This window comes from Rhodococcus sp. G6(2025) (assembly GCF_058628105.1).
Genome location: NZ_CP179750.1, coordinates 2,402,094 through 2,422,347 on the forward strand (window position 1 = coordinate 2,402,094; position 20,254 = coordinate 2,422,347).

The 20,254-nt window shown below is 68.5% G+C and carries 17 protein-coding genes and 1 pseudogene; 12 read left to right on the top strand and 6 right to left on the bottom strand.

From position 1 onward, the window contains the following. The first annotated feature begins 44 nt into the window (after positions 1 to 44). The 6 genes and pseudogenes from ACLIVD_RS10865 (at position 45) to ACLIVD_RS10890 (ending at position 5,677) form a co-directional block, all read left to right on the top strand. The gene (locus tag ACLIVD_RS10865) at positions 45 to 1,211 is read left to right on the top strand and encodes an acyl-CoA dehydrogenase family protein (protein ID WP_283331374.1); all 1,167 of its coding nucleotides are present in this window, start codon (positions 45 to 47) and stop codon (positions 1,209 to 1,211) included. Next, positions 1,208 to 2,146, top strand: a complete 939-nt coding sequence (locus tag ACLIVD_RS10870) for a bifunctional MaoC family dehydratase N-terminal/OB-fold nucleic acid binding domain-containing protein (protein WP_283331373.1) — start codon at positions 1,208 to 1,210, stop codon at positions 2,144 to 2,146. Before ACLIVD_RS10865 ends, ACLIVD_RS10870 begins: the two co-directional genes overlap by 4 nt. Continuing rightward, positions 2,146 to 3,258, top strand: a complete 1,113-nt coding sequence (locus ACLIVD_RS10875; RefSeq protein WP_283331372.1) for an acyl-CoA dehydrogenase family protein — start codon at positions 2,146 to 2,148, stop codon at positions 3,256 to 3,258. The genes ACLIVD_RS10870 and ACLIVD_RS10875 overlap by 1 nt, the downstream gene beginning before the upstream one ends. Next, on the top strand, positions 3,255 to 3,686 hold the full coding sequence (locus ACLIVD_RS10880; protein ID WP_491932469.1) for a MaoC family dehydratase: 432 nt from the start codon (positions 3,255 to 3,257) through the stop codon (positions 3,684 to 3,686). The genes ACLIVD_RS10875 and ACLIVD_RS10880 overlap by 4 nt, the downstream gene beginning before the upstream one ends. Further along, entirely contained in the window at positions 3,683 to 4,861 is a 1,179-nt protein-coding gene (locus ACLIVD_RS10885; RefSeq protein ID WP_283331370.1) for a lipid-transfer protein, read from the top strand. The genes ACLIVD_RS10880 and ACLIVD_RS10885 overlap by 4 nt, the downstream gene beginning before the upstream one ends. Before the next feature lie 2 nt (positions 4,862 to 4,863). After that, positions 4,864 to 5,677, top strand: a pseudogene (locus ACLIVD_RS10890) (MaoC/PaaZ C-terminal domain-containing protein). Positions 5,678 to 5,754: 77 nt separating this feature from the next. On the opposite strand, the gene ACLIVD_RS10895 reads toward ACLIVD_RS10890, so the two are convergent. Further along, positions 5,755 to 6,528, bottom strand: coding sequence for an SDR family oxidoreductase (locus ACLIVD_RS10895; protein ID WP_283331368.1), 774 nt, complete (start codon positions 6,526 to 6,528; stop codon positions 5,755 to 5,757). Positions 6,529 to 6,648: 120 nt separating this feature from the next. Here ACLIVD_RS10895 and ACLIVD_RS10900 point away from each other — a divergent pair, with 120 nt between their 5' ends. Both ACLIVD_RS10900 and ACLIVD_RS10905 read left to right on the top strand, forming a co-directional pair. After that, positions 6,649 to 7,410: an SDR family NAD(P)-dependent oxidoreductase gene (locus ACLIVD_RS10900; protein WP_283331366.1), complete on the top strand. Its 762-nt coding sequence runs from the start codon at positions 6,649 to 6,651 to the stop codon at positions 7,408 to 7,410. Between the two features lie 106 nt (positions 7,411 to 7,516). Then, on the top strand, positions 7,517 to 8,569 hold the full coding sequence (locus ACLIVD_RS10905; protein WP_283331365.1) for a ferredoxin--NADP reductase: 1,053 nt from the start codon (positions 7,517 to 7,519) through the stop codon (positions 8,567 to 8,569). A 12-nt stretch (positions 8,570 to 8,581) separates the two neighbouring features. Here the strand turns inward: ACLIVD_RS10905 and ACLIVD_RS10910 are convergent, their stop codons facing one another. The 4 genes from ACLIVD_RS10910 to ACLIVD_RS10925 all read right to left on the bottom strand — a co-directional run bounded on the left by ACLIVD_RS10910 (position 8,582) and on the right by ACLIVD_RS10925 (position 15,484). After that, complete coding sequence (locus ACLIVD_RS10910) at positions 8,582 to 9,451, bottom strand: class II glutamine amidotransferase (RefSeq protein WP_280781519.1); 870 nt, start codon at positions 9,449 to 9,451, stop codon at positions 8,582 to 8,584. Positions 9,452 to 9,475: 24 nt separating this feature from the next. Continuing rightward, positions 9,476 to 10,207 carry a flavodoxin family protein gene (locus ACLIVD_RS10915; RefSeq protein WP_283331364.1) on the bottom strand — a complete coding sequence of 244 codons (732 nt, stop codon included), beginning with the start codon at positions 10,205 to 10,207 and terminating at the stop codon, positions 9,476 to 9,478. Between the two features lie 115 nt (positions 10,208 to 10,322). Next, positions 10,323 to 11,786, bottom strand: a complete 1,464-nt coding sequence (locus tag ACLIVD_RS10920) for a catalase (RefSeq protein ID WP_283331363.1) — start codon at positions 11,784 to 11,786, stop codon at positions 10,323 to 10,325. A 200-nt stretch (positions 11,787 to 11,986) separates the two neighbouring features. Next, positions 11,987 to 15,484: a serine/threonine-protein kinase gene (locus tag ACLIVD_RS10925; protein WP_283331596.1), complete on the bottom strand. Its 3,498-nt coding sequence runs from the start codon at positions 15,482 to 15,484 to the stop codon at positions 11,987 to 11,989. A gap of 103 nt (positions 15,485 to 15,587) precedes the next feature. Between ACLIVD_RS10925 and ACLIVD_RS10930 the strand changes: the two genes are divergently transcribed. The 4 genes from ACLIVD_RS10930 to ACLIVD_RS10945 all read left to right on the top strand — a co-directional run bounded on the left by ACLIVD_RS10930 (position 15,588) and on the right by ACLIVD_RS10945 (position 18,929). Continuing rightward, positions 15,588 to 16,295 carry a nitroreductase gene (locus ACLIVD_RS10930; RefSeq protein ID WP_280781522.1) on the top strand — a complete coding sequence of 236 codons (708 nt, stop codon included), beginning with the start codon at positions 15,588 to 15,590 and terminating at the stop codon, positions 16,293 to 16,295. Between the two features lies 1 nt (position 16,296). Next, positions 16,297 to 17,439 (top strand): class I SAM-dependent methyltransferase, encoded by a 1,143-nt coding sequence (locus ACLIVD_RS10935; protein ID WP_283331362.1) that lies wholly within the window; start codon positions 16,297 to 16,299, stop codon positions 17,437 to 17,439. Between the two features lie 165 nt (positions 17,440 to 17,604). Continuing rightward, complete coding sequence (locus tag ACLIVD_RS10940) at positions 17,605 to 18,459, top strand: Bax inhibitor-1/YccA family protein (protein ID WP_280781524.1); 855 nt, start codon at positions 17,605 to 17,607, stop codon at positions 18,457 to 18,459. Between the two features lie 149 nt (positions 18,460 to 18,608). Beyond that, on the top strand, positions 18,609 to 18,929 hold the full coding sequence (locus ACLIVD_RS10945) for a DUF1330 domain-containing protein (RefSeq protein ID WP_280781525.1): 321 nt from the start codon (positions 18,609 to 18,611) through the stop codon (positions 18,927 to 18,929). Between the two features lie 66 nt (positions 18,930 to 18,995). On the opposite strand, the gene ACLIVD_RS10950 is transcribed toward ACLIVD_RS10945, so the two are convergent. After that, positions 18,996 to 20,213 carry an acetyl-CoA C-acetyltransferase gene (locus ACLIVD_RS10950; RefSeq protein WP_491932470.1) on the bottom strand — a complete coding sequence of 406 codons (1,218 nt, stop codon included), beginning with the start codon at positions 20,211 to 20,213 and terminating at the stop codon, positions 18,996 to 18,998. Between the last annotated feature and the right edge of the window lie 41 nt (positions 20,214 to 20,254).

Here is a 20,254-nt window from a genome sequence, read left to right on the forward strand (position 1 = left end):
AACACCCGTGGCGACAGCCACGAACAGGTTTGAGGAGAACGCCGATGGATGTGAGGGAATCGCCCGGGCAGCGGGAACTCCGGCGGGAGTTGCGCGCCTATTTCGCGGCGCTGTTGCCGGAGGAGACGCGGCGGACCGCGGGTGAGGAGGGTGTGGGCGGAGAGCATTTCCGCGACATCGCGCGGCTGCTGGGCAAGGACGGCTGGCTGGGTGTCGGCTGGCCGGTGGAGTACGGCGGACAGGGACGGTCGATCGAAGACCAATTCGTGTTCTTCGACGAGGTGCAACGCGCCGGACTGCCGTTCCCGTTCGTCACCGTCAACACGGTCGGCCCCACCCTGATGAAGTACGGCACCGAGGAGCAGAAGGCGCGGTTCCTTCCCGGAATCCTGGCCGGCGACATCGTCTTCGCCATCGGCTACACCGAACCGGAAGCCGGCACCGACCTCGCCTCGCTGCAGACCCGGGCCGTGCGCGACGGGGACACGTGGGTGGTCGACGGCAACAAGATCTTCACCAGTGGCGCCAACACGGCCGACTACGTGTGGCTGGCGTGCCGCACCGATGCGGATGCCCCCAAGCACAAGGGCATCTCGATCCTCATCGTTCCCACCGACGATCCAGGCTTCAGCTGGTCACCGATCCACACCGTGGGCGGGCTGACGGTCACGTCGACCTACTACAGCGGGATCAGGGTCGGCGATCAGGACGTCGTGGGCGACGTCGACGGCGGGTGGCAGCTGATCACCGCGCAGCTCAATCACGAACGCATCGGGCTCGCCGCGCTCGGCGGCCGCACGCTCGGCCTGTGGCACCAGGTCCTCGACTGGGCCGGGCAGAACGGGGCACTCGACACTCCGTGGGTGCAGATGGACTTCGCGCGCACGCACGCGAAGCTCGAGGCGATGCGACTACTGAACTGGAAGATGACCGCCGCGGTCGCGCGGGATGCGTTGTCGGGGGCCGACGCCGGCGCCACCAAGACGTACGGCACCGAAACCCACGTCGACGTCTATCGCACGCTGCTCGGGATCCTCGGTGCCGCCGGACGGCTGCGTCCGGGTTCGCCGGGCGCGATCCTCGCCGGCCAGATCGAACAGATCTCGCGTCAAAGCGTGGTGAACACGTTCGGCGGCGGCGTCAACGAGGTGCTCCGCGACATGGTCGGCACCCTCGGCCTCGGACTCGCCCGCGAGACGAGGGTGAAATGAGCGAACTCCTCACCCGGCTCCGCGCCTTCGAGGGACGGACGATCGTCCCGGCCACCTGGGGTCCCGACCCGGTGAACACGCCCATGATCCGGCACTGGGCCGAGGCGATGGGCGACACGAGCCCGGTCTACCTCGACGACGACGCCGCGCGCGCCACCGGCCGCGGCGGCGCCGTCGCACCCGCCCAGATGCTGCAGGTGTGGACGATGCGCACATTCGCCGACAAGATGTCCGGCGCCGACCCGTCACCGGTCTGGACGGAACTGATCGCCACACTCGACGAGGCGGGATTCACGTCCGTCGTCGCCACCGATTCCGACCAGGAATACTTCGCCGAACTGCGCCCCGGCGACCGGGTGAGCACGACCGAGGTGGTCGAGTCCGTCTCCGCGGAGAAGCAGACCGGTCTCGGTGCCGGACATTTCGTCACCACCCTCAAGACGTACCGCAACGGCGACGGCGAGATCGTCGGAACCCAGCGGTGGCGGACACTCCGATTCCGGCCTGCCGAACGTCCGGCCCCGCGCCCGCTTCGCCCGCGGCCCGCTCTCAACGACGACAACGCCTTCTGGTTCGCGGCCGCACGCGAGCACCGCCTCGTCATTCAGCGGTGCACGAGCTGCGGTGTGCTGCGGCACCCGACCGGACCGATGTGTGGGGAGTGCCGCTCCATCGAGTGGGACACCGTCGACGCGTCGGGGCGGGGCACCGTCTACACGTTCGTCGTCAATCACCACCCGAAGATCGATGCCTTCGACTACCCACTGATCGTCGCGGTGATCGAACTCGAGGAAGGCACCCGCCTGATCGCCAACATGACAGGCGTCGAACCCGGTCACGTGCACATCGGAATGCCCGTGGAACTGGACTGGATCGACGCCGACCCGGAACTCACACTTCCCGCGTTCCGGCCCGCTGCATCGGAGGACCACTGATGGATTTCACATTCGGCGAGGAGCAGGAAGCGGTGCGCGGACTGGCCGCGGACGTGTTCGCTGCCACGTCGCGACCCGAGCGGATCAAGGACGTCGAATCGAGCGCCGACCGGATCGACCGGGAACTGTGGCGCGAACTGGCCACCACCGGGCTGCTCGGCATCGCCCTGCCCGAGAATCTCGGCGGCGGCGGCATGGGACTCGCCGAACTGTACGTCCTGCTCGAGGAGCAGGGCCGGACCGTGGCGCCGGTTCCGTTGTGGCCACACATGCTCGGCGCGCTCGCGATCGCCGAGTTCGGGACGCCGGACCAACGCGCCGCGCTGGTCCCCGCGGCGGCCGACGGCGGCCTGATCCTCACGGTCGGGCTCGAGGAGTTCGGACCGTACGTCGCGGGCGATCCGGCGACGACGGCACGCGAGGTGGACGGCCGGTGGCAGGTGCACGGCGCCAAGGCCGCGGTGCCCGTGGCGCACCTGGCCGAACGCCTCCTCGTCTCCGCGACCACACACAGCGGTCCGGCGCTGTTCCTGGTGCGCCCGGGGGCCGCGGGCGTGACTGCGCAGCAGGCGGAGTCGACCACGCACGAGATCTGCGCGAACGTCACGTTCGACGCGGCGCCCGCGGAACCGGTCGGCCCGGCGGACGGTAGCGCGGTGCGGTGGCTGATCGAACGAGCGGAACTGGCGGTCGCTGCCCTGCAACTGGGCGTGGGGGAAGGCGCGGTGCGTCAGGCCGTCACGTACCTCAACGGGCGCACCCAGTTCGGCCGCCCGCTTGCGACGTTCCAGGCCGTCACCCATCAGCTCGCGGACTGTTACATCGACCTCGAGGCCATGCGGGTGACGCTGTGGCAGGCCGTGTGGCTCCTCGCGAGCGGGGAAGATCCGGGAACCGCTGTGCTGGTCGCGAAATGGTGGGCGACCGACGGCGGGCAGCGGGTCGTCCACCGCACCCAGCACGTGCACGGCGGAATCGGCGTCGACACCGACTACCCGGTGCACCGGCACCTGCTGTGGGGCAAACAGCTCGCCGCCACCCTCGGCGGAGCCGGCTCTGACCTGGCACGTCTGGGCGCGCAGCTGGCGGCCGGGGTCGAGGTGGTCGCATGACCGCGACCGTCGGCGCCACGACCTACGACGCCGTCACGATCGGCGACCGGCTGCCGGAGTTGGTGATACCGCTGACCCGCACCCTGATCGTCGCCACCGCCCTCGCCACCCGCGACTTCCAGGACGTCCACCACGACCCGGCGCTGGCGGTGGAGAGGGGGTCGAAGGACGTGTTCATGAACATCCTCACCACCAACGGGCTGGTGGGGCGGTTCGTCACCGACTGGGCCGGACCGGGCCCGTCGCTGCGCCGGATCGCGGTGAAGCTCGGTGCCCCCAACTACCCCGGCGACGCGATGACCCTGACCGGAGAGGTGGTCGCGAAGGACGACGGCCTCGTCACCGTGAAGATCTGCGGCGCGAACAGCCTCGGTGATCACGCCACCGGCACCGTCGTCGTCGCCTGGCCTGCACGAGGAGACCTGTGACCAGCCCCCTGTCGGGCGCCGCCGCCATCGTCGGCATCGGCGCCACCGAATTCTCCAAGCACTCGGGACGAAGCGAACTGCAACTGGCGTGCGAGGCGATCGTCGCCGCACTCGCCGACGCGGGCATCGACCCGTCCGAGGTCGACGGACTGTCCACGTACACCGCGGAGATGAACGGGGAGGTGCTCGTCGCCCGCAACACGGGCATCGGTGAGCTGAAGTTCTTCTCCCGCACCGGTTACGGCGGCGGCGCCGCGTGCGCCACGGTCCAGCAGGCGGCGATGGCCGTCGCCACGGGCATCGCGGACGTCGTCGTCTGCTACCGCGCGTTCAACGAACGGTCCGGTGTGCGTTACGGACTCGGGCAGCACGACCGCCCGATGGACAGCACCGCGGACCGGGCGGCGTACGCCTGGCTGACCCCGCAGGGACTGTCGACGCCCGCCCAGTGGGTGGCGATGTTCGCCCGTCGGTACATGCATCGGTACGGCGCCACGAGTGAGGACTTCGGCCGGGTCGCGGTCGTCGCACGCAAGCACGCCGCCGACAACCCCGCCGCCTGGTTCCACGGGCGGCCCATCACCCTCGACGACCACCAGAAGTCGCGGTGGATCGCCGAACCGCTGCACCTGCTGGACTGCTGCCAGGAAACCGACGGCGGCCAGGCCCTCGTCGTCGTCTCCGCCGAACGCGCGAAGGACCTCCGCACCATCCCGGCGATCGTCAAGGCCGCCGCGCAGGGCTCGGGCAAGGACCAGCACATGATGGCCAGTTACTACCGGCCCGACATCACCGGAATACCCGAAATGGGCCTCGTGGCCAGGCAACTCTACCGGCAGAGCGGTCTCACGCCCGACGACGTCTCGGCGGCGATCCTCTACGACCACTTCACTCCGCTCGTCCTCCCGCAACTCGAGGAACTCGGGTTCTGCGACCCGGGCGAGGCGAAGGACTTCATCCGGGACGGCAACCTCGAGGTCGGCGGCCGACTCCCGGCGAACACCCACGGCGGCCAGATCGGCGAGGCCTATCTGCACGGCGTCAACGGGATCGCCGAGGCGGTTCGCCTGATCCGGGGAACGTCGACCACCCAACCGGACGGCATCGGCAACGTGCTGGTGACCGCGGGCACCGCCGTGCCCACCAGCGGCCTGATCCTGGGCAGAGAGGACTGATCATGACGACAACCGAGCGCACGACGGCAGGAGCGTGGCGAGGGACCGACCTCGGCACCCGCACCGTGAGGTACGACGAGCGCGACGCCATCCTGTACGCACTGTCGGTGGGTGCGCGGGCCACCGAACTGGACCTCGTCTTCGAGGAGCGTCTGCGGGTGCTGCCGACGTTCGCTCTCACCCTGGCACAGTGGGCGCCGGACGAACTGGGGTCGCGGGGCGCCTTCGACACGAAGACGGCGCTGCACGGATCGCAGGAACTGGCGGTGCTCGCGCCGCTTCCGCGTCGCGGTGAGATCGCGTTGTCGGCGTCGGTCGGCGAGGTGTGGGACAAGGGTTCGGCGGCCGTGTTCGAGGTGCGCGTCGAGTCCGAGTTCTTCGTCGCCACCTGGTCGTTGTTCGCGCCCGGTGCCGGCGGTTTCGGTGGCGATCGCGGTCCCGCGAAACCGGCTCGGCCCGGGGGGGGAACCGGTCTCGACGACTGTGCTGCAGACCGCGGCGAACCAGGCGGCGCTGTACCGGCTGACCGGCGACCGGCACCACATCCACATCGACCCGGCGGCGGCCGAGCGGATCGGGCAGCCCCGGCCGATCATGCACGGGCTGTGCACCCTCGCCGCGAGCACGCTGGAACTCGCGCGGGCGCTGGACGTCCACCCGGCCGACCTCGTCCGGCTGGAGGGACGGTTCGCCGCACCGGTCTACCCGGGCGACGCGCCGTCGTTGCGGGCGTGGGGTGATGCGGGTGATGCGTCGTTCGAACTCGTCCGGGACGACCGGCCGCTCATCGCCGGCGCTCGCGCCGCATTCGGCTGACCGCACGTTCGTCCTTTCGTCGCCGAATGTCACATCGGCGCAGTTCAACTGAACCGATGTGACATTCGGCGAGGAGGTCAGGAGTGGGTGGCGAGATACCGCGCGGGATACTCGCCGCCGCCGTGGACGGCGAGATCCGCGCCGCTCACGTACGACGCCTGCGCGCTCGCCAGGAACAGGCAGGCGTCCGCGATGTCGGACGGCACCGCCATCCGCCCCATCGGCAGGGTCCGGGTGACGGCGGCGCCGCCGTCGTCACCGTAGACGGACGCCGCGCTCTCGGTGCGGATGAGACCCGTGGTGATGTGGTTGATGCGGACCTTCGGAGCCCACTCGAGCGCAAGCGCTTTCGTCAGAACCAGCAGGCCGGCCTTCGCGGCGCTGTACGCGGCGGTGCCGGGTTGCGGATCGTGGGCGGAGACGCTGCCGATGTTGACGATGGCACCGCCGTCGGACTGCTGTTGCATCACCGCGTTGGCGGCCTGGGCAACGGTGAAGGGCGCCAGCAGATTCAGCGCGACGATCTTCTCGACGAACCGCGGCGAGACGGTGGCCGCGTCGGCGTCGGGCGAACCACCCGCATTGTTGACGAGGACGTCGAGGCGGCCGAACCGCGCGACGGCCTCGTCGATCAGAGCGGCGGCGTCGGCATGGTCGCGGACGTCGGTCGCGCGGAACGCGGCGGTGCGCTCACCGCGCGCGGGCAGCGTGTCCGGTGCGGTCCGGCCGCACACGAGCACGTTCGCACCCGCGGCAAGAAACGATTCGGCGACGACGAAACCGATGCCCTTGGTTCCGCCGGTCACGACGACGGTGCGGCCACTGAAATCGAGAGGAGGGGGGATTGTCACGGGAAACCTTCGGAGTGAGGGAGCGCGAGGAGAACTGGCGCTCGAACGAGATCGGGTGAATCGGCACGAAGCCGAGAACAAGCAAATGCTTGGTTCGATAGTAGGGGAACGGGAGTGGACATGGGCAAACTCGACGGCAAGGTCGCGCTGATCACGGGTGCGGGTCAGGGGATCGGGCAGGGAATCGCCCTGGCCCTCGCCCGGGAGGGCGCGGCGATCGCCGTCGCCGGCCGGACCGAATCGAAACTGCACGGCACGTGCGAGCGACTCGCCGAACTCGGCGCCCGCGGCGAACCGGTGGTGTGCGACGTCAGCAGGCGCGCGGACATCGAGTCCGCCGTCGAGCGGACCGTGGACGTGTTCGGCGGCGTCGACATCCTGGTCAACAACGCCAACGACTGCACACCGGGACCGATCCTGTCGGTGATCGACGAGGAGTACGAGCGGTCCTTCGCGACGGGACCACTCGCGACGCTGCGCATGATGCAGTCGTGCCATCCGCACATGAAGTCGCGCGGTGGCGGCGTGATCGTCAACCTCGTCACGTCGGCGGCCGTGCGCTGGGACGCGAGCAACTACGGCGCCTACGGCTCGATCAAGGAGGGGATGCGTTCGCTGACCAGGTCGGCGGCGTGCGAGTGGGGCCGGGACGGCATCCGGGTGCTGTCCGTGGCCCCGCACGCCAAGAGTCCGGCCCTCGCGCGGTGGATGGAGCGGAACCCGGACGAGGCGGCGGAGTTCGTGGCGGGCATCCCGCTCGGACGCGTCGGCGACGCCGAAACCGACATCGGGCGCGCCGTCGTGTTCCTGGTGAGCGACGACGCCGGGTACCTCACCGGGGCCACCATCCCCCTGGACGGCGGGCAGTCCCGTTGGGGGTGACGGCGATGATCCGGGTCCCGCACAGCGGGAAGAGCTGCGGCCGCCGCCGTCGATGTGCACTAGTTTCGGCAGGATCGAATTACCGTAGCGAGAGGGCACCGTCGCGATGACGACCGTTGAAACACCACGCAGTTCGCGATCAGTAGTGGTCACCGTGGCCGCTGTCGTGGAGGAGACGTCCGACGCCCGGTCGCTGGTGTTCGACGTCCCCGACGAGCGTCGGCACGAATTCGCCTACAAGCCCGGGCAGTTCCTGACGTTGCGCATCCCGAGCGACCGGACGGGATCCGTCGCCCGGTGCTACTCGCTGGCCAGTTCGCCGTTCACCGACGACCTGCCGAAGGTGACGATCAAACGCACCGCAGGCGGGTACGGTTCGCACTGGTTGTGCGACAACGTCGGCGTCGGCGACCGCATCGAGGTCCTGCCTCCCGCGGGCGTGTTCACTCCGGCCAGCCTGGACGAAGACCTGATCCTGTTCGCCGCGGGCAGCGGAATCACCCCGGTGATGTCGATCCTCAAGTCGGCGCTCAGCGAAGGCAACGGGAAAGTCGTTCTGGTGTACGCGAACCGGGACGAGAAGTCGGTCATTTTCGCCGACGAGTTGCGGGAGCTCGCGGCCCGCCACGAACACCGGCTGACCGTAGTCCACTGGCTCGAGAGCGTGCAGGGCCTGCCGACACCGCGCCAGCTGGCGAATCTGTCGGACCGGTTCCGGGATCACCGCGCCTACCTGTGCGGACCGCGTCCCTTCATGGACGCGATCCACGAGTCGCTCGCACTCGCCGGCGTCCCGCGCGACCGGGTGCACGCCGAGGTGTTCACCTCCCTGTCCGGGGATCCGTTTGCAGAGGTTGTGGTCGAGGAACTGCCGGACACGGAAGCGGGAACGTCGACGGTCGAGGTGCAACTCGACGGCGAAGCGCACAACCTGAGCTGGCCGCGCCAGGCGACACTGGTCGACGTCATGCTGTCGAAGGGCCTCGACGTCCCCTTCTCGTGCCGCGAGGGCGAATGCGGTTCCTGCGCATGCACGGTGGTCCAGGGAGAGGTGGACATGGACAACGCGTCGATCCTCGATCCCGAGGACATCGCGAGCGGCTACATCCTCGCGTGCCAGGCCCGCCCCGTCAGCGAGCACGTGCGGATCGAGTTCTGATCGACGCCGGTATTACTTCTCGGTCTGCGCGGCCGCGGCGCGGGCATTGAGGTCGGCGAGGCGGATCGGGTAACGGGGTGGGCGATCGACGATCACCTCCCGGGTGACGGTGAGGTCGCGGTCGACGTGGAGCAGTTCGCCCGACTGCAGCGGCGTCCAGCCGGGATCCTCGTCCATCTGCTCGCTGGCGACGACCACCGCCGGATGCTCGGCGAGATGCTCGGACCTGGCACGGATCCGGCCGGGAGTGCTCGCGTGCTGGAGGTGGCGACCACCGCTCGGACCGCCCGCGCGCCGCTCAAGGAAAAGCAGGTCGTGGGTGTCTGGGTACCGTAGCGCCCACAGTTCGCCGGGTGTGGTCAGCAGGATGTTGAGCGCGTAGATCGGCACGTTGTCGGCCAGCCATCGGGCGGCCGAGGTGATGCCGGCGGTGACGTCGCCGCCGTTCCTGCCGATGTGACTGGTCACGAGGGCGAAGACGCGTTCGGAGTCGGTGTCGCCGTGAACGAGCGCGAGGTCGGGGCCCAGTTCCGCCTCGAGTTTCGGCAGGTCCTCGACCACGCCGTTGTGGGCGAAGACGCGACCGTCCTGGGCGAACGGATGGGTGTTCTGGGGAAGCAGGTCACCCGTGGTCGCGAAACGGATGTGCGCGACGAACGTGGCCGAATACCGATGCTTCGCCTCCTGCGCGAACTCTGTGTCCTCGTATGCGGCGAGCGGTTGCTTCTCCACCATCGGAGTTCCGTCCTCCGCGAACGTGCCGAGTCCGGTGCCGTCCGGCTCGCGGTGACTCTGCTGCGCCAGGCTGTCCGGGGCGTCCAGCAGCCAGAACGAGGCGCGGACGCGATGAGGGGCGGCGGACAACCCGAACAATCGGCACATGATTTCCCTCTCGGATGGGACGGATCAGCGGTAGTCCGGGTTGGCGAAGTCGGGGCGGCAACCCGCATCCCACTCCGAACGTTGATTTCCGTACGCGGGGAACCCGCCGGCCTGCTTCAGCATCGCGGCGACGTGCATCAGGTTGTACGTCATGAACGTGGTGTTGCGGTTGGTGAAATCGTTCTCCGGGCCGCCCGACCCTTCGTCGAGATACGAGGGGCCCGGGCCGGCCTCACCGATCCATCCGGCGTCTGCCTGCGGTGGGATCACGTATCCGAGATGCTGGAGGCTGTAGAGGACGTTCATCGCGCAATGCTTGACACCGTCCTCGTTGCCGGTAATCAGACAACCCCCGGCGCGCCCGTAGTAGGCGTACTGGCCGTGGTCGTTGAGAATCGACGAGCAACCGTACAGTCGCTCGATCACCTGCTTCGTGACGGAACCGTTGTCGCCGAGCCAGATCGGACCGGCCAGGACCAGGATGTCGGCGTCCAGCACCCGCTGAAACAGTGGGGGCCATTCGTCGCTCGGCCATCCGTGCTCGGTCATGTCCGGGTACACGCCGGTCGCGATGTCGTGGTCCACCGCCCGGATCTGGTCGACCGAGACCCCTTCCTGCTCCATCAGGCCGACACTGCGGTCGATCAGCCCCTGGGTGTTGCTCACTTCGGGAGACCGCTTCAGGGTGCAGTTGACGAACAGGGCACGCAGACCGCTGAAACGGGGGGTCCCGTCCTGCGGCGACGGATCGGTCATCAGTCCTCCCACGAAAAGAGTCCGGAAGTCCACGATATGCCGCGGCGGACCCTGTTCGTGGCAGAAGAGTCCGCCCGGTCCGGGGCGATCCCGGACCGGGCGGACCCGGGTGTTCTCAGCCCAGCGCGGAGATCGCCTTCGCGACGCCCTCGCCGTAGGCCGGGTCGCACTGGGTGCAGTTGTCGATGTGCCGCTGCACGACCTGCTGCGACGCGCCGTTGATGGCCCGCGCGGTGTTCTCGAACAACACCTGCTTCTGCTCGTCGCTCATGTTGTTGAACAACACGCGCGGCTGCGAGAAGTAATCGTCGTCGTCCTCGCGGAAGTTGAACCGGTCGGCGAACGCGCCCACGCCCTGCGCGGGATCGCGGTACCGGCTCTGCTCCTGCCACTTGCCGTAGCTGTTCGGCTCGTAGTGCAGGGTGCCACCGTTGTTGCCGTCGACCCGCATGGCACCGTCGCGGTGGAAGTTGCTCACCGGGCAACGGGCCGCGTTGACCGGGATCTGGTAGTTGTTCACACCGAGGCGGTAGCGCTGCGCGTCACCGTAGGAGAACAACCGGCCCTGGAGCATCTTGTCCGGGGAGAAGCTGATGCCGGGCACGACGTGCGCAGGGTTGAACGCTGCCTGTTCGACCTCGGCGAAGTAGTTGTCGGGGTTGCGGTTGAGTTCCCATTCGCCGACCTCGATGAGCGGGTAGTCGGCCTTCGGCCACACCTTCGTCAGGTCGAACGGGTGGTAGGGGACCGTGTCGGCGTCGGCCTCGGGCATGATCTGCACGCACAGCTTCCACTTCGGGAAATTGCCGGCCTCGATGGCGTCGAAGAGGTCCCGCTGGTGGCTCTCGCGGTCGGCGCCGACCAGGGCCTCGGCCTCGGCGTCGGTGAGGTTCTCGACACCCTGCTGCACGCGGTGGTGGAACTTCACCCAGAAGCGTTCGCCCTCGGCGTTGATGAAACTGAAGGTGTGCGAACCGAATCCGTGCATGTGCCGGTACGACGAGGGGATGCCGCGGTCACTCATCACGATGGTGACCTGGTGCAGCGACTCGGGCAGCGACGTCCAGAAGTCCCAATTGTTGTCGGGGCTCCGCAGATTCGTGCGAGGGTCACGCTTGACGGCGTGGTTGAGGTCGGGGAACTTCAGCGGGTCGCGGAAGAAGAAGACCGGGGTGTTGTTGCCGACGAGGTCCCAGTTGCCTTCTTCGGTATAGAACTTGACCGCGAAGCCGCGGATGTCGCGCTCGGCGTCGGCGGCGCCGCGTTCACCGGCGACGGTGGAGAAGCGGGCGAACAGCTCGGTCTTCTTGCCGACCTCGGAGAAGATCTTCGCGCTGGTGTACCGGGTGATGTCGTTCGTGACGGTGAACGTTCCGTACGCCCCGGAACCCTTGGCGTGCATGCGACGTTCCGGAATGACCTCGCGGTCGAAATGTGCGAGCTTCTCGAGGAACCAGACGTCCTGCAGCAACTGCGGCCCGCGTGGCCCGGCGGTCACGACGTTCTGGTTGTCGGGCACGGGTGCGCCTACGGCCGTGGTGAGCTTGTCGCTGGTGTTCGCAGTGGTCTCTCGGCTCACAGTGGATCCCTTCGTTGCTGGCTGTCGCTCTGGGTTTTCTGGAACTGACTGTCGGGCAAGAGGCTTCGCCGACGGGCAGTCGACGTGGCGGATCGAACCACACTCACGGCGTGCGACGTGGTGGTGGTCGCCTCCCGCCCTCGTGTGTGTTCACGGTCACACTGCACCACCGTTTCTTGAATTAGTCAAGAAAGCGCGGGCTAACTTTCGATCGGGGTCGCCGTCTCCAGCGCCGCAACCAGGAACTCTTCCGGAACATTCGGCCAGTCGGACTGCCAGCGGCCGGCCCGCCTGTCCTCGAGGAGAGCCGTCAGCGCGGGCACCATGCGCGGCCCGCCGTCGATCAGATAGCGCACGAAGCCGATTCGTGCACACGTCGCTGCGATGGACGCGAGCACCGGCTTGGCCTCGTCGACCCGGCCCGCCGCGACCAGGCATGCGACGAGCAGGCGACTGGCCTGCATGGCCGCCCTCGGCCGGCTCTCCCGTTCGACCCGGCGCACCCATTCCTCGGCGCGGCGACACGCGACGTCGGGCTCGACGGCCGACTGCTTCCGGATCTCGGTGGCGTCGTCGAGCTGCGCAACGATCTCGGCGAAACCGAAATCGGGTACCCGGGTCGCCTTCCCGTCACCGGCCGCCGGCTGGGGTGACGCGGGCAGACCGAGCCGGACTCGCTCGTTCTCGACCCGGGCCCGCAGCCGGGGAAGTCCCAGCGACGCCGCCGCGGACGCACCCTCGTCGAGGTGGCGGGCAGCGGACACGACGTCGCCACGCCCCGCCTTCAGTCGCGCGCCCGTGACGAAGCGGGCGATCATGAAATCGACTATGCCGCCCTCGGGCCCGAGCTCGTAGCTCTCGTCGAGGAGTCGTTCGGCCTCGTCGAGATGGCCCAGTTCGTACATCAGCTCGCCGAGGAGTGCGCCTGCAAGTCGTGCGGCATGCGAGTGGGTGCCTGCCGACTTCGTCGCGGTCTGCACGGCCAGCCGGAAGTTGTCCTCGGCCGCGGCGATGTCGAGTTGTTCCATCGCGGCGATGCCGGCGAAGCTGTACCCGTACATCGTGCTGAACGGTCCGACGGTCCGCTGGTGGTACCCGGTCGCCCACTCCTGCAGGCGGCGCGCCTCCACGAAATCGAATTGGGCGATCGCGACGGCGGATGCGAGATTCGACCCCGCCGAAACCACCCACGCGCGTAAGGTTTCCGGGCGGGCCAGGCATTCGGCGATGAGGTCGGGGACTCCGGCGATGCGATCGGACGACACCGCGATCACGGCGCGGACGATGTCGGCCTCGACTCGGATGTCCGCCTGCTCGGTGTCACTCAGTGTCGAGGACTCGAGGGCCGACGCGACCAACGACAGCGACCGCAGCGTCGGCGCCACCCGTTGCAGGAGGATGTTCGCCCACGCGACCGCGATCTGGATGCGGGGACTGGACTCGACCAGCGGCCGCGGCAACTTGTCGACGAGGCCGAGCAGCGCAACCATCCGCGAGTGCTCCACCAGGTACATGCCCTGCTCCTCGACCACCGCGACGGCCACGTCGCGATCGCCCGCCGCCAACGCGTGATCCACTGCGTCGCTGACGTAGTGGTGGTCGGCGAACCAGTGCGCGGCCGCGCGGTGCAGGTCCGCGATGCGCGACGGATGATCGCGTTCGAGGCGCCGGCGGAGGTACTCGGCGAACAGATGGTGGTATTCGAACCACTCCCGGTCCTCGTCGAGGCTGCGCAGGAACAGGTCGCGCGATTCGACCTGCTCGAGCAGGGCCTGACCGCGGGTCACGTTCGCCAGCACGCAGGCGAGGTCGCCGCACACCCGCTCGGTGACGGACGTGGCCAGCATGAAGTCGAGCAGCGCAGGCTCGAGCGTGCTGAGCACGTTCTCCGCCAGGTACTCTCCGATCGCGTGGTGCCGGCCCGACATGTGCCGGATGAGGTCGCCGGGATCGGTGCGATCACGCAGCGACAGCGACGCCAGTTGCAGCGCCGCCACCCACCCGTCCGTGGTCTCCTCCAGTGCCTCCACGTCGGAGTCCTCCAGGTGCAGTCCACCGAGGTCGACCAGGAACCGCTGTGACTCGGTGATGTCGAAGCGCAAAGCCACGGAATCGATTTCGACGAGCTCGTCACGCACCCGCATCTTGGCCAGCGGAAGCCCTGCCTGGCTTCGGCTGCTCACCACCATCTGCAGGTGGTGGCAGCCGTTCTCCAGGATGAAGTCCATCGCGGCGATCGTGTCCGGCGACGTGACGCGATGCCAGTCGTCGATCATCACCACCACGTGACGCCTGCTGTCGTGGACCTGATTCACCAGCGAGGTCAGCACATACCGTTCCGCTTCGGCGCCGTTCTCGTCGAGCGCCTGCCCCAGCTCGTCCGCCAGGGTCGGCTCGGCCCGGCGGATCGCCTCGACGAGATGGGACAGGAACCACACGACGTTGTTGTCGTCGTTGTCCACCGTCAGCCAGGCGACGGCGGCGCCGTCCTCGATCAGCACGTCGCGCCACTGGGCCGCTACCGTGCTCTTCCCGAAGCCGGCGGGCGCGTGGATGAGCGTCAACCGCCTCCTCTGACCCATTCGGAGCAGATCCAGGAGGCGGGTGCGCTCCACCAGGGACCGCATCGGGGTCGGCGGCCGGAAGCGGGCCGCGGCGCTCGGCGGGGTGGCACCCGACCGCCGCCGGTAGCTGCGACTGTGCCCGGACGTCGAGGACTGCGTGGTCGGCGTCGACGTGTGCTCGGTGCGCGGAAACTCGTCGGCCGCGGCGGGGAGCGCCATCTCGTCGACATCGAGCCCGTGCCTGCGCTCGATGTCGCGGAGTTCCTGGCCGAACTCCGCGGCCGAAGCCGGGCGGTCGGTCGGTTCCTCGGACATGGCGCGCTCGACGGCCGCGCACACGTCGTCGGGAATGTCCTCGCCCCGCAGGTCCGGAACCGGTTGCGTCGCGATACGGAGGAACTGCGCGACGAGCCGCTCCCCGCTCCGCCGCTCGAACGCGGCATGCCCGGTGAGCAGGCAGAACAGGGCGGCGCCCAGGCTGTACACGTCGGAGGCCGCGGACGGTGCGTCACCCCGGAGGACCTCCGGCGCCGTGAACGCGGGCGAACCGGTGATCATGCTCGACGTGGTCTCGAATCCGCCCGTGACCCGCGCGATGCCGAAGTCCGTGAGCTGCGGTTCGCCGTATCCGGTGAGCAGGATGTTGGCGGGTTTCACGTCGCGGTGCAGGGTACCGAGCCGGTGCGCCGTCTCCAGAGCGCCCGCCAGCTTCACACCGACGCGCAGCGTTTCACTCCACGGCAGCGGCCCTTCACGGCGAATCCAGGCGTCCAGCGAATTGCGCGAGTGGTACGGCATCACGATGTACGGCCTGCCGCTGCGCGTCACCCCGGACTGCAGGATGTCGACCACGTGGGGATGCCCCGACAATTTTCCCATCGCACGCTGCTCCCGCAGGAAGCGTTCGCGGTCCTCGCCGTCCAGATCGGAGGACAGCACCTTGATCGCGACCGTGCGGTCGAGCGCTGTCTGAAGGCAGCGGTAGACGACCCCGAACCCTCCCCGGCCGATCTCGCGGGCGTCGTCGAATCCTTCCGACGACAGTTCCGCGACGATGTCGGTCACGACGATCCGCTTGGTAGCCTGCGGATCCGAGTCGGTCGGCCCGGAACTGCTTCCCGGGTGTCGTGGCACACTCAATGAAATCACCTTCTCGGTGCACTGACGCCAGCATATCGCGGTCGCACGACACAGAGAGCGGTGTTCGAGAACGAGTAGACCCGAGGAGAATTCGACGGTGACGGATACCGGCATTGCGGCAGCGGACACGAGCCTGGCCGAGCGGACCCTGGCCCAGCTCCTCGACGCGCGGATCAGTTGCAGGGCTTACCTACCGACGCAGGTGCCGCGCGAGGTGATCGAGCGGATCCTTGAGCTCGCCCAGCAGACACCGTCGTGGTGCAACACGCAGCCATGGCAGGTCGCGATCACCGAGGGGGAGGGGACCGAGCGGTTCCGTTCCGGGCTGGCGGAGTACGTCCGCACCCACCCGCAGGAGTCCGACTTCGAGTGGCCCCGCGAATACGTCGGCGAGCACAAGCAACGCCGCCGGGAGTGCGCCATGCAGCTGTACTCCAGCGTCGGCATCGCGCCCGGCGACCGGGCCGCGTCGGCCGAGCAGACGATGAAGAACTTCGACCTGTTCGGCGCGCCGCACGTCGCGATCGTCACCACCCACGAGGCACTCGGCACGTACGGCGCCGTGGACTGCGGCCTGTACGTCGAGACGTTCCTCCTCGCCGCGCAGAGCCTCGGGGTCGCGACCATCCCGCAGGCCGCCGTCGCGGGAAGTTCGCGGTTCATCCACGACTTCTTCTCGCTCGACGAGGACCGCAGGGTCGTCTGCGCGATCTCGTTCGGCTACCCCGACACCGAGAACCCCGTCAACGGATTCCGCACCCACCGGGAACCCGTCGCCAACGTCGCGCAGTGGGTGTCGCAGTAACGTGCTCGACTCCGAAGTGTTCGACCGGGACGCACTGTTCGCCCGCCTCCGCCGCCGTCCCGACGTCGAGGCCCCCAACCTGACGGCCGTCGACGCCGCCGACCGGCTGATCCTCGACGAGGCCGCGGCTGCCCTGTCGGCGGCACCTGCCGGTGCGCTCGCCGTGATCGGCGACCACTACGGTGCGCTCACCCTCGGCGCCGCGGCGGCGAACGGCTCCACCGGGATCCGCGTGCACCAGGACCCGCTGACCGGCGAACTGGCGCTCGCCGCCAACGCCGCGACGGTCGGGCTCGCCGACCGCTACCGGGCGTGTGCGCTCGGTGAGGAGCTGCTCGCGGGCGCAACGGTCGTGCTGATGCAGTTGCCGCGGAGCCTCGCCGAACTCACCGAGGTTGCCGAGGCGATCGCCCGCCACGCCGACCCGTCCGTCGTCGTCTACACGGGTGGACGCAACAAGCACATCTCCACCGCCATGAACGACGTGCTCGGGCGCTCGTTCTCCGACGTCCGCGCGACCCTCGGCAGGCAGAAGTCGCGGGTGCTGATCGCGAGGGGTCCGGTGGAGGTGGCGCAGCAGACATACCCCGTCACCGATCATCTCGCCGAGATCGGGCTGGACGTCGTCTCGTACGGGGCAGCGTTCGCCGGCCCCAAGCTGGACATCGGGACCCGGTACCTCCTCGACTTCCTTCCGCGCGTGAACCCCGGTGCGCGGGCCGCGGTCGACCTCGGCTGCGGAACGGGCATTCTCGCCGTCAGCCTCGCCCGGCTCCTCCCGGAAGTGTCGGTGATCGCCACCGACCAGTCGTCGGCCGCGGTGGCGTCGGCGGCCGCCACCGCCCGCGCCAACGGACTCGACGGACGGGTCAGCACGCTGCGCGACGACGCCATGTCCACCCTCGCCACCGACAGCCAGGACGTCGTCCTGTGCAACCCGCCGTTCCACGTCGGCGCGGCCGTCCACACCGGCGGCGCGTCGAAGATGTTCACCGAAGCCGGGCGGGTGCTCCGGCCCGGCGGAGAGCTGTGGACCGTGTACAACTCGCATCTCGGGTACCGGGGCCGGTTGCAGCGGCTCGTCGGTCCGACGGACGTCGTCGGCCGGAATCCCAAATTCACCGTCACCCGATCGGTGGCCTGACCGCCGCGCCGACCCGTGCCTCGTCTGGCGGGTGTCCCCACGGCACCGGTAGAGTCCGAATTGTCCGACCCGAAAGCGACGAACGGGAACTTGCGGTGGGTGCGGGACGTTCAACGTACAAGAAACCCGGATCCACCCGGCGAGCCACGAGAAGGGATGTGCACGGTGCGCACCACCAGTAACCCGGTGTTCCGCAACCTGCCCAAACAAGAGGGCAGCGGCGGATACGCCTCGTTCGGATCTACGACGGCCGGCGCAGCGCAGGTCACGCAGCAGTTCGGCCAGCCCCAGTACACGCAGGCCGAGCCCTACCGGACGGGCCCCGACTACCGTTCGATGACCATCGACGACGTCGTCACCAAGACGGGTGTCACGCTCGGCGTGCTCACGGTATCGGCGATCATCTCCTACTTCCTGGTGAGCAACGACGCGAACCTCGCGACCCCGCTGGTCATCGGTGGTGGCCTCGTCGGTCTCGTGCTGGTCCTCGTGGCCACGTTCGGCCGCAAGATGGACAACCCGGGCATCGTCCTCGCCTACGCGGTTGCGGAGGGCCTGTTCCTCGGCGCCCTGTCGTTCATGTTCACCGACATCACGTTCGGCGGAGTCGGCGGAGCGGCGCTCATCGCCCAGGCCGTACTCGGCACGTTCGGCGTGTTCTTCGGCATGCTCGTCGTCTACAAGACGGGCGCGATCCGAGTCACACCCCGCCTGACACGGATGATCATCGGCGCCCTCATCGGTGTCGTCGTCCTCGCCCTCGGCAACGTGATCGCCAGCTTCTTCACCGAAGGCGGCCTCGGCCTCCGCGACGGCGGTCCCGTGGCGATCATCTTCAGCCTCGTCTGCATCGGCATCGCCGCATTCAGCTTCCTGCTGGACTTCGACGCCGCCGACCAGCTGATCCGCGCCCAGGCGCCGGAGAAGGCCGCATGGGGCGTCGCATTCGGACTGACCGTCACCCTCGTGTGGCTGTACGTCGAGATCCTGCGACTCCTGAGCTACTTCAACAGCGACTAGCAGTTCCACGAGAAGGCCCCCGAGAGCATGCTCTCGGGGGCCTTCTCTGTTGTGCGGGCCCGGTTCGATTACCTCGGAGGTAATCGACGCGCGTACCCCGGCGGAGGAATGTCGTGTGCAGCAACCAGCCCCACCCGAAGGTGCACGACATGAGCGCGTACGGAATGGCCCACCTCGAGAACGTCGACATGGGTCCGCAGATCGTCGAATACCTCGAACGCATCGACGGCACCCTCCGCCCGTTCTCCGGCAAGTTCATCGTCCACGGCGGACGCCAGGACGTGGTCGAGGGAACGTCCGACGGCGCGTTCATCGTCATCGAGTTCCCCGACCGCGAGCACCTCGAAGGCTGGTACACGTCCGACGCGTACCGGGAGATCCTCCCGCTCCGCGCCGAGCATTCCGACGGACTGGTGGTCATGGCCGACGGCGTCGACGCCGACCACAAGGCCACCGACATCCTCGGGTAGGCGCTTCGCGCCCGTGCGCCTTTCTGGTCGCTACCGCTACCAAAAAGGCGCACGGGCCCGGAGGGCCTAGCTCAGGCGCTCGAGGACCATGGCCATGCCCTGCCCGCCGCCGACGCACATGGTCTCGACGCCGAACGTCTTGTCCTGCTCGCGGAGGTTGTTGAGCAGGGTGTTGGTGATGCGGGCACCGGTCATGCCGAACGGGTGACCGAGGGCGATGGCGCCGCCGGAGATGTTCAGCTTGTCCTCGTCGATCTTCAGTTCGCGAGCCGATCCGAGAACCTGGACCGCGAACGCCTCGTTGATCTCGAACAGGTCGATGTCGGAGATGGACTTGCCGGCGATGGCGAGGGCCTTCTTGACGGCCTCGATCGGGCCGAGACCCATGATCTCGGGGGACAGTCCGGACACCCCGGTGGACACGATGCGGGCCAGCGGCGTCAGGCCGAGGGCCTTGGCCTTGGTGTCGGACATGATGACGAGCGCGGCGGCGCCGTCGTTGAGGGGGCACGCGTTGCCGGCGGTGACGGTGCCGTCCGGCCGGAACACCGGCTTGAGCTGGCTGATGCCCTCGTAGGTGGTGCCGGCGCGCGGGCCGTCGTCGGCGGACACGACGGTGCCGTCGGGGAGGGTGACCGGGGTGATCTCCCGCTCGAAGAAGCCGTTCTTGATCGCTTCCTCCGCGCGGTTCTGGGAGCGGACGCCCCAGCGGTCCTGCTCCTCACGGGTGATGCCGGTGGCCGAGGCGACGTTCTCGGCGGTCTGGCCCATCGCGATGTAGACATCGGGAATCTGCTCGTCCTCGCGCGGGTCGGTCCAGGCGACGCCGCCCTCGGCGAGCTTCGCGGTACGCGCCTCGGCGTCGGCGAACCTCGGGTTCTTGGTGTTCGGCAGGCCGTCGGCGTTGCCGGTGACGAAGCTGGACACCGACTCGACGCCGGCGGAGACGAACACGTCGCCCTCGCCGGCCTTGATCGCGTGCAGTGCCATGCGGGTGGTCTGCAGCGAGGAGGAACAGTAGCGGTTGACGGTGACGCCGGGCAGGAAGTCGTAGCCCAGTTCCACCGCGACGACGCGGGCGATGTTGAACCCCGACTGGCCTGCGGGCTGGCCGCAGCCGAGGAGCAGGTCGTCGATCTCGGTGGGATCGAGTTCGGGGACCTTCGCCAGAGCCGCGGCCACCATCTGCGTCGTCAGATCATCCGGGCGGATGGTCTTGAGTGAGCCCTTCATGGCTCGGCCGATCGGTGAGCGTACTGCGGAGACGATGACTGCCTCGGGCATGAAAACTCCTTTGTCAACTGCGGGGGTCTGCACTGTGTTGC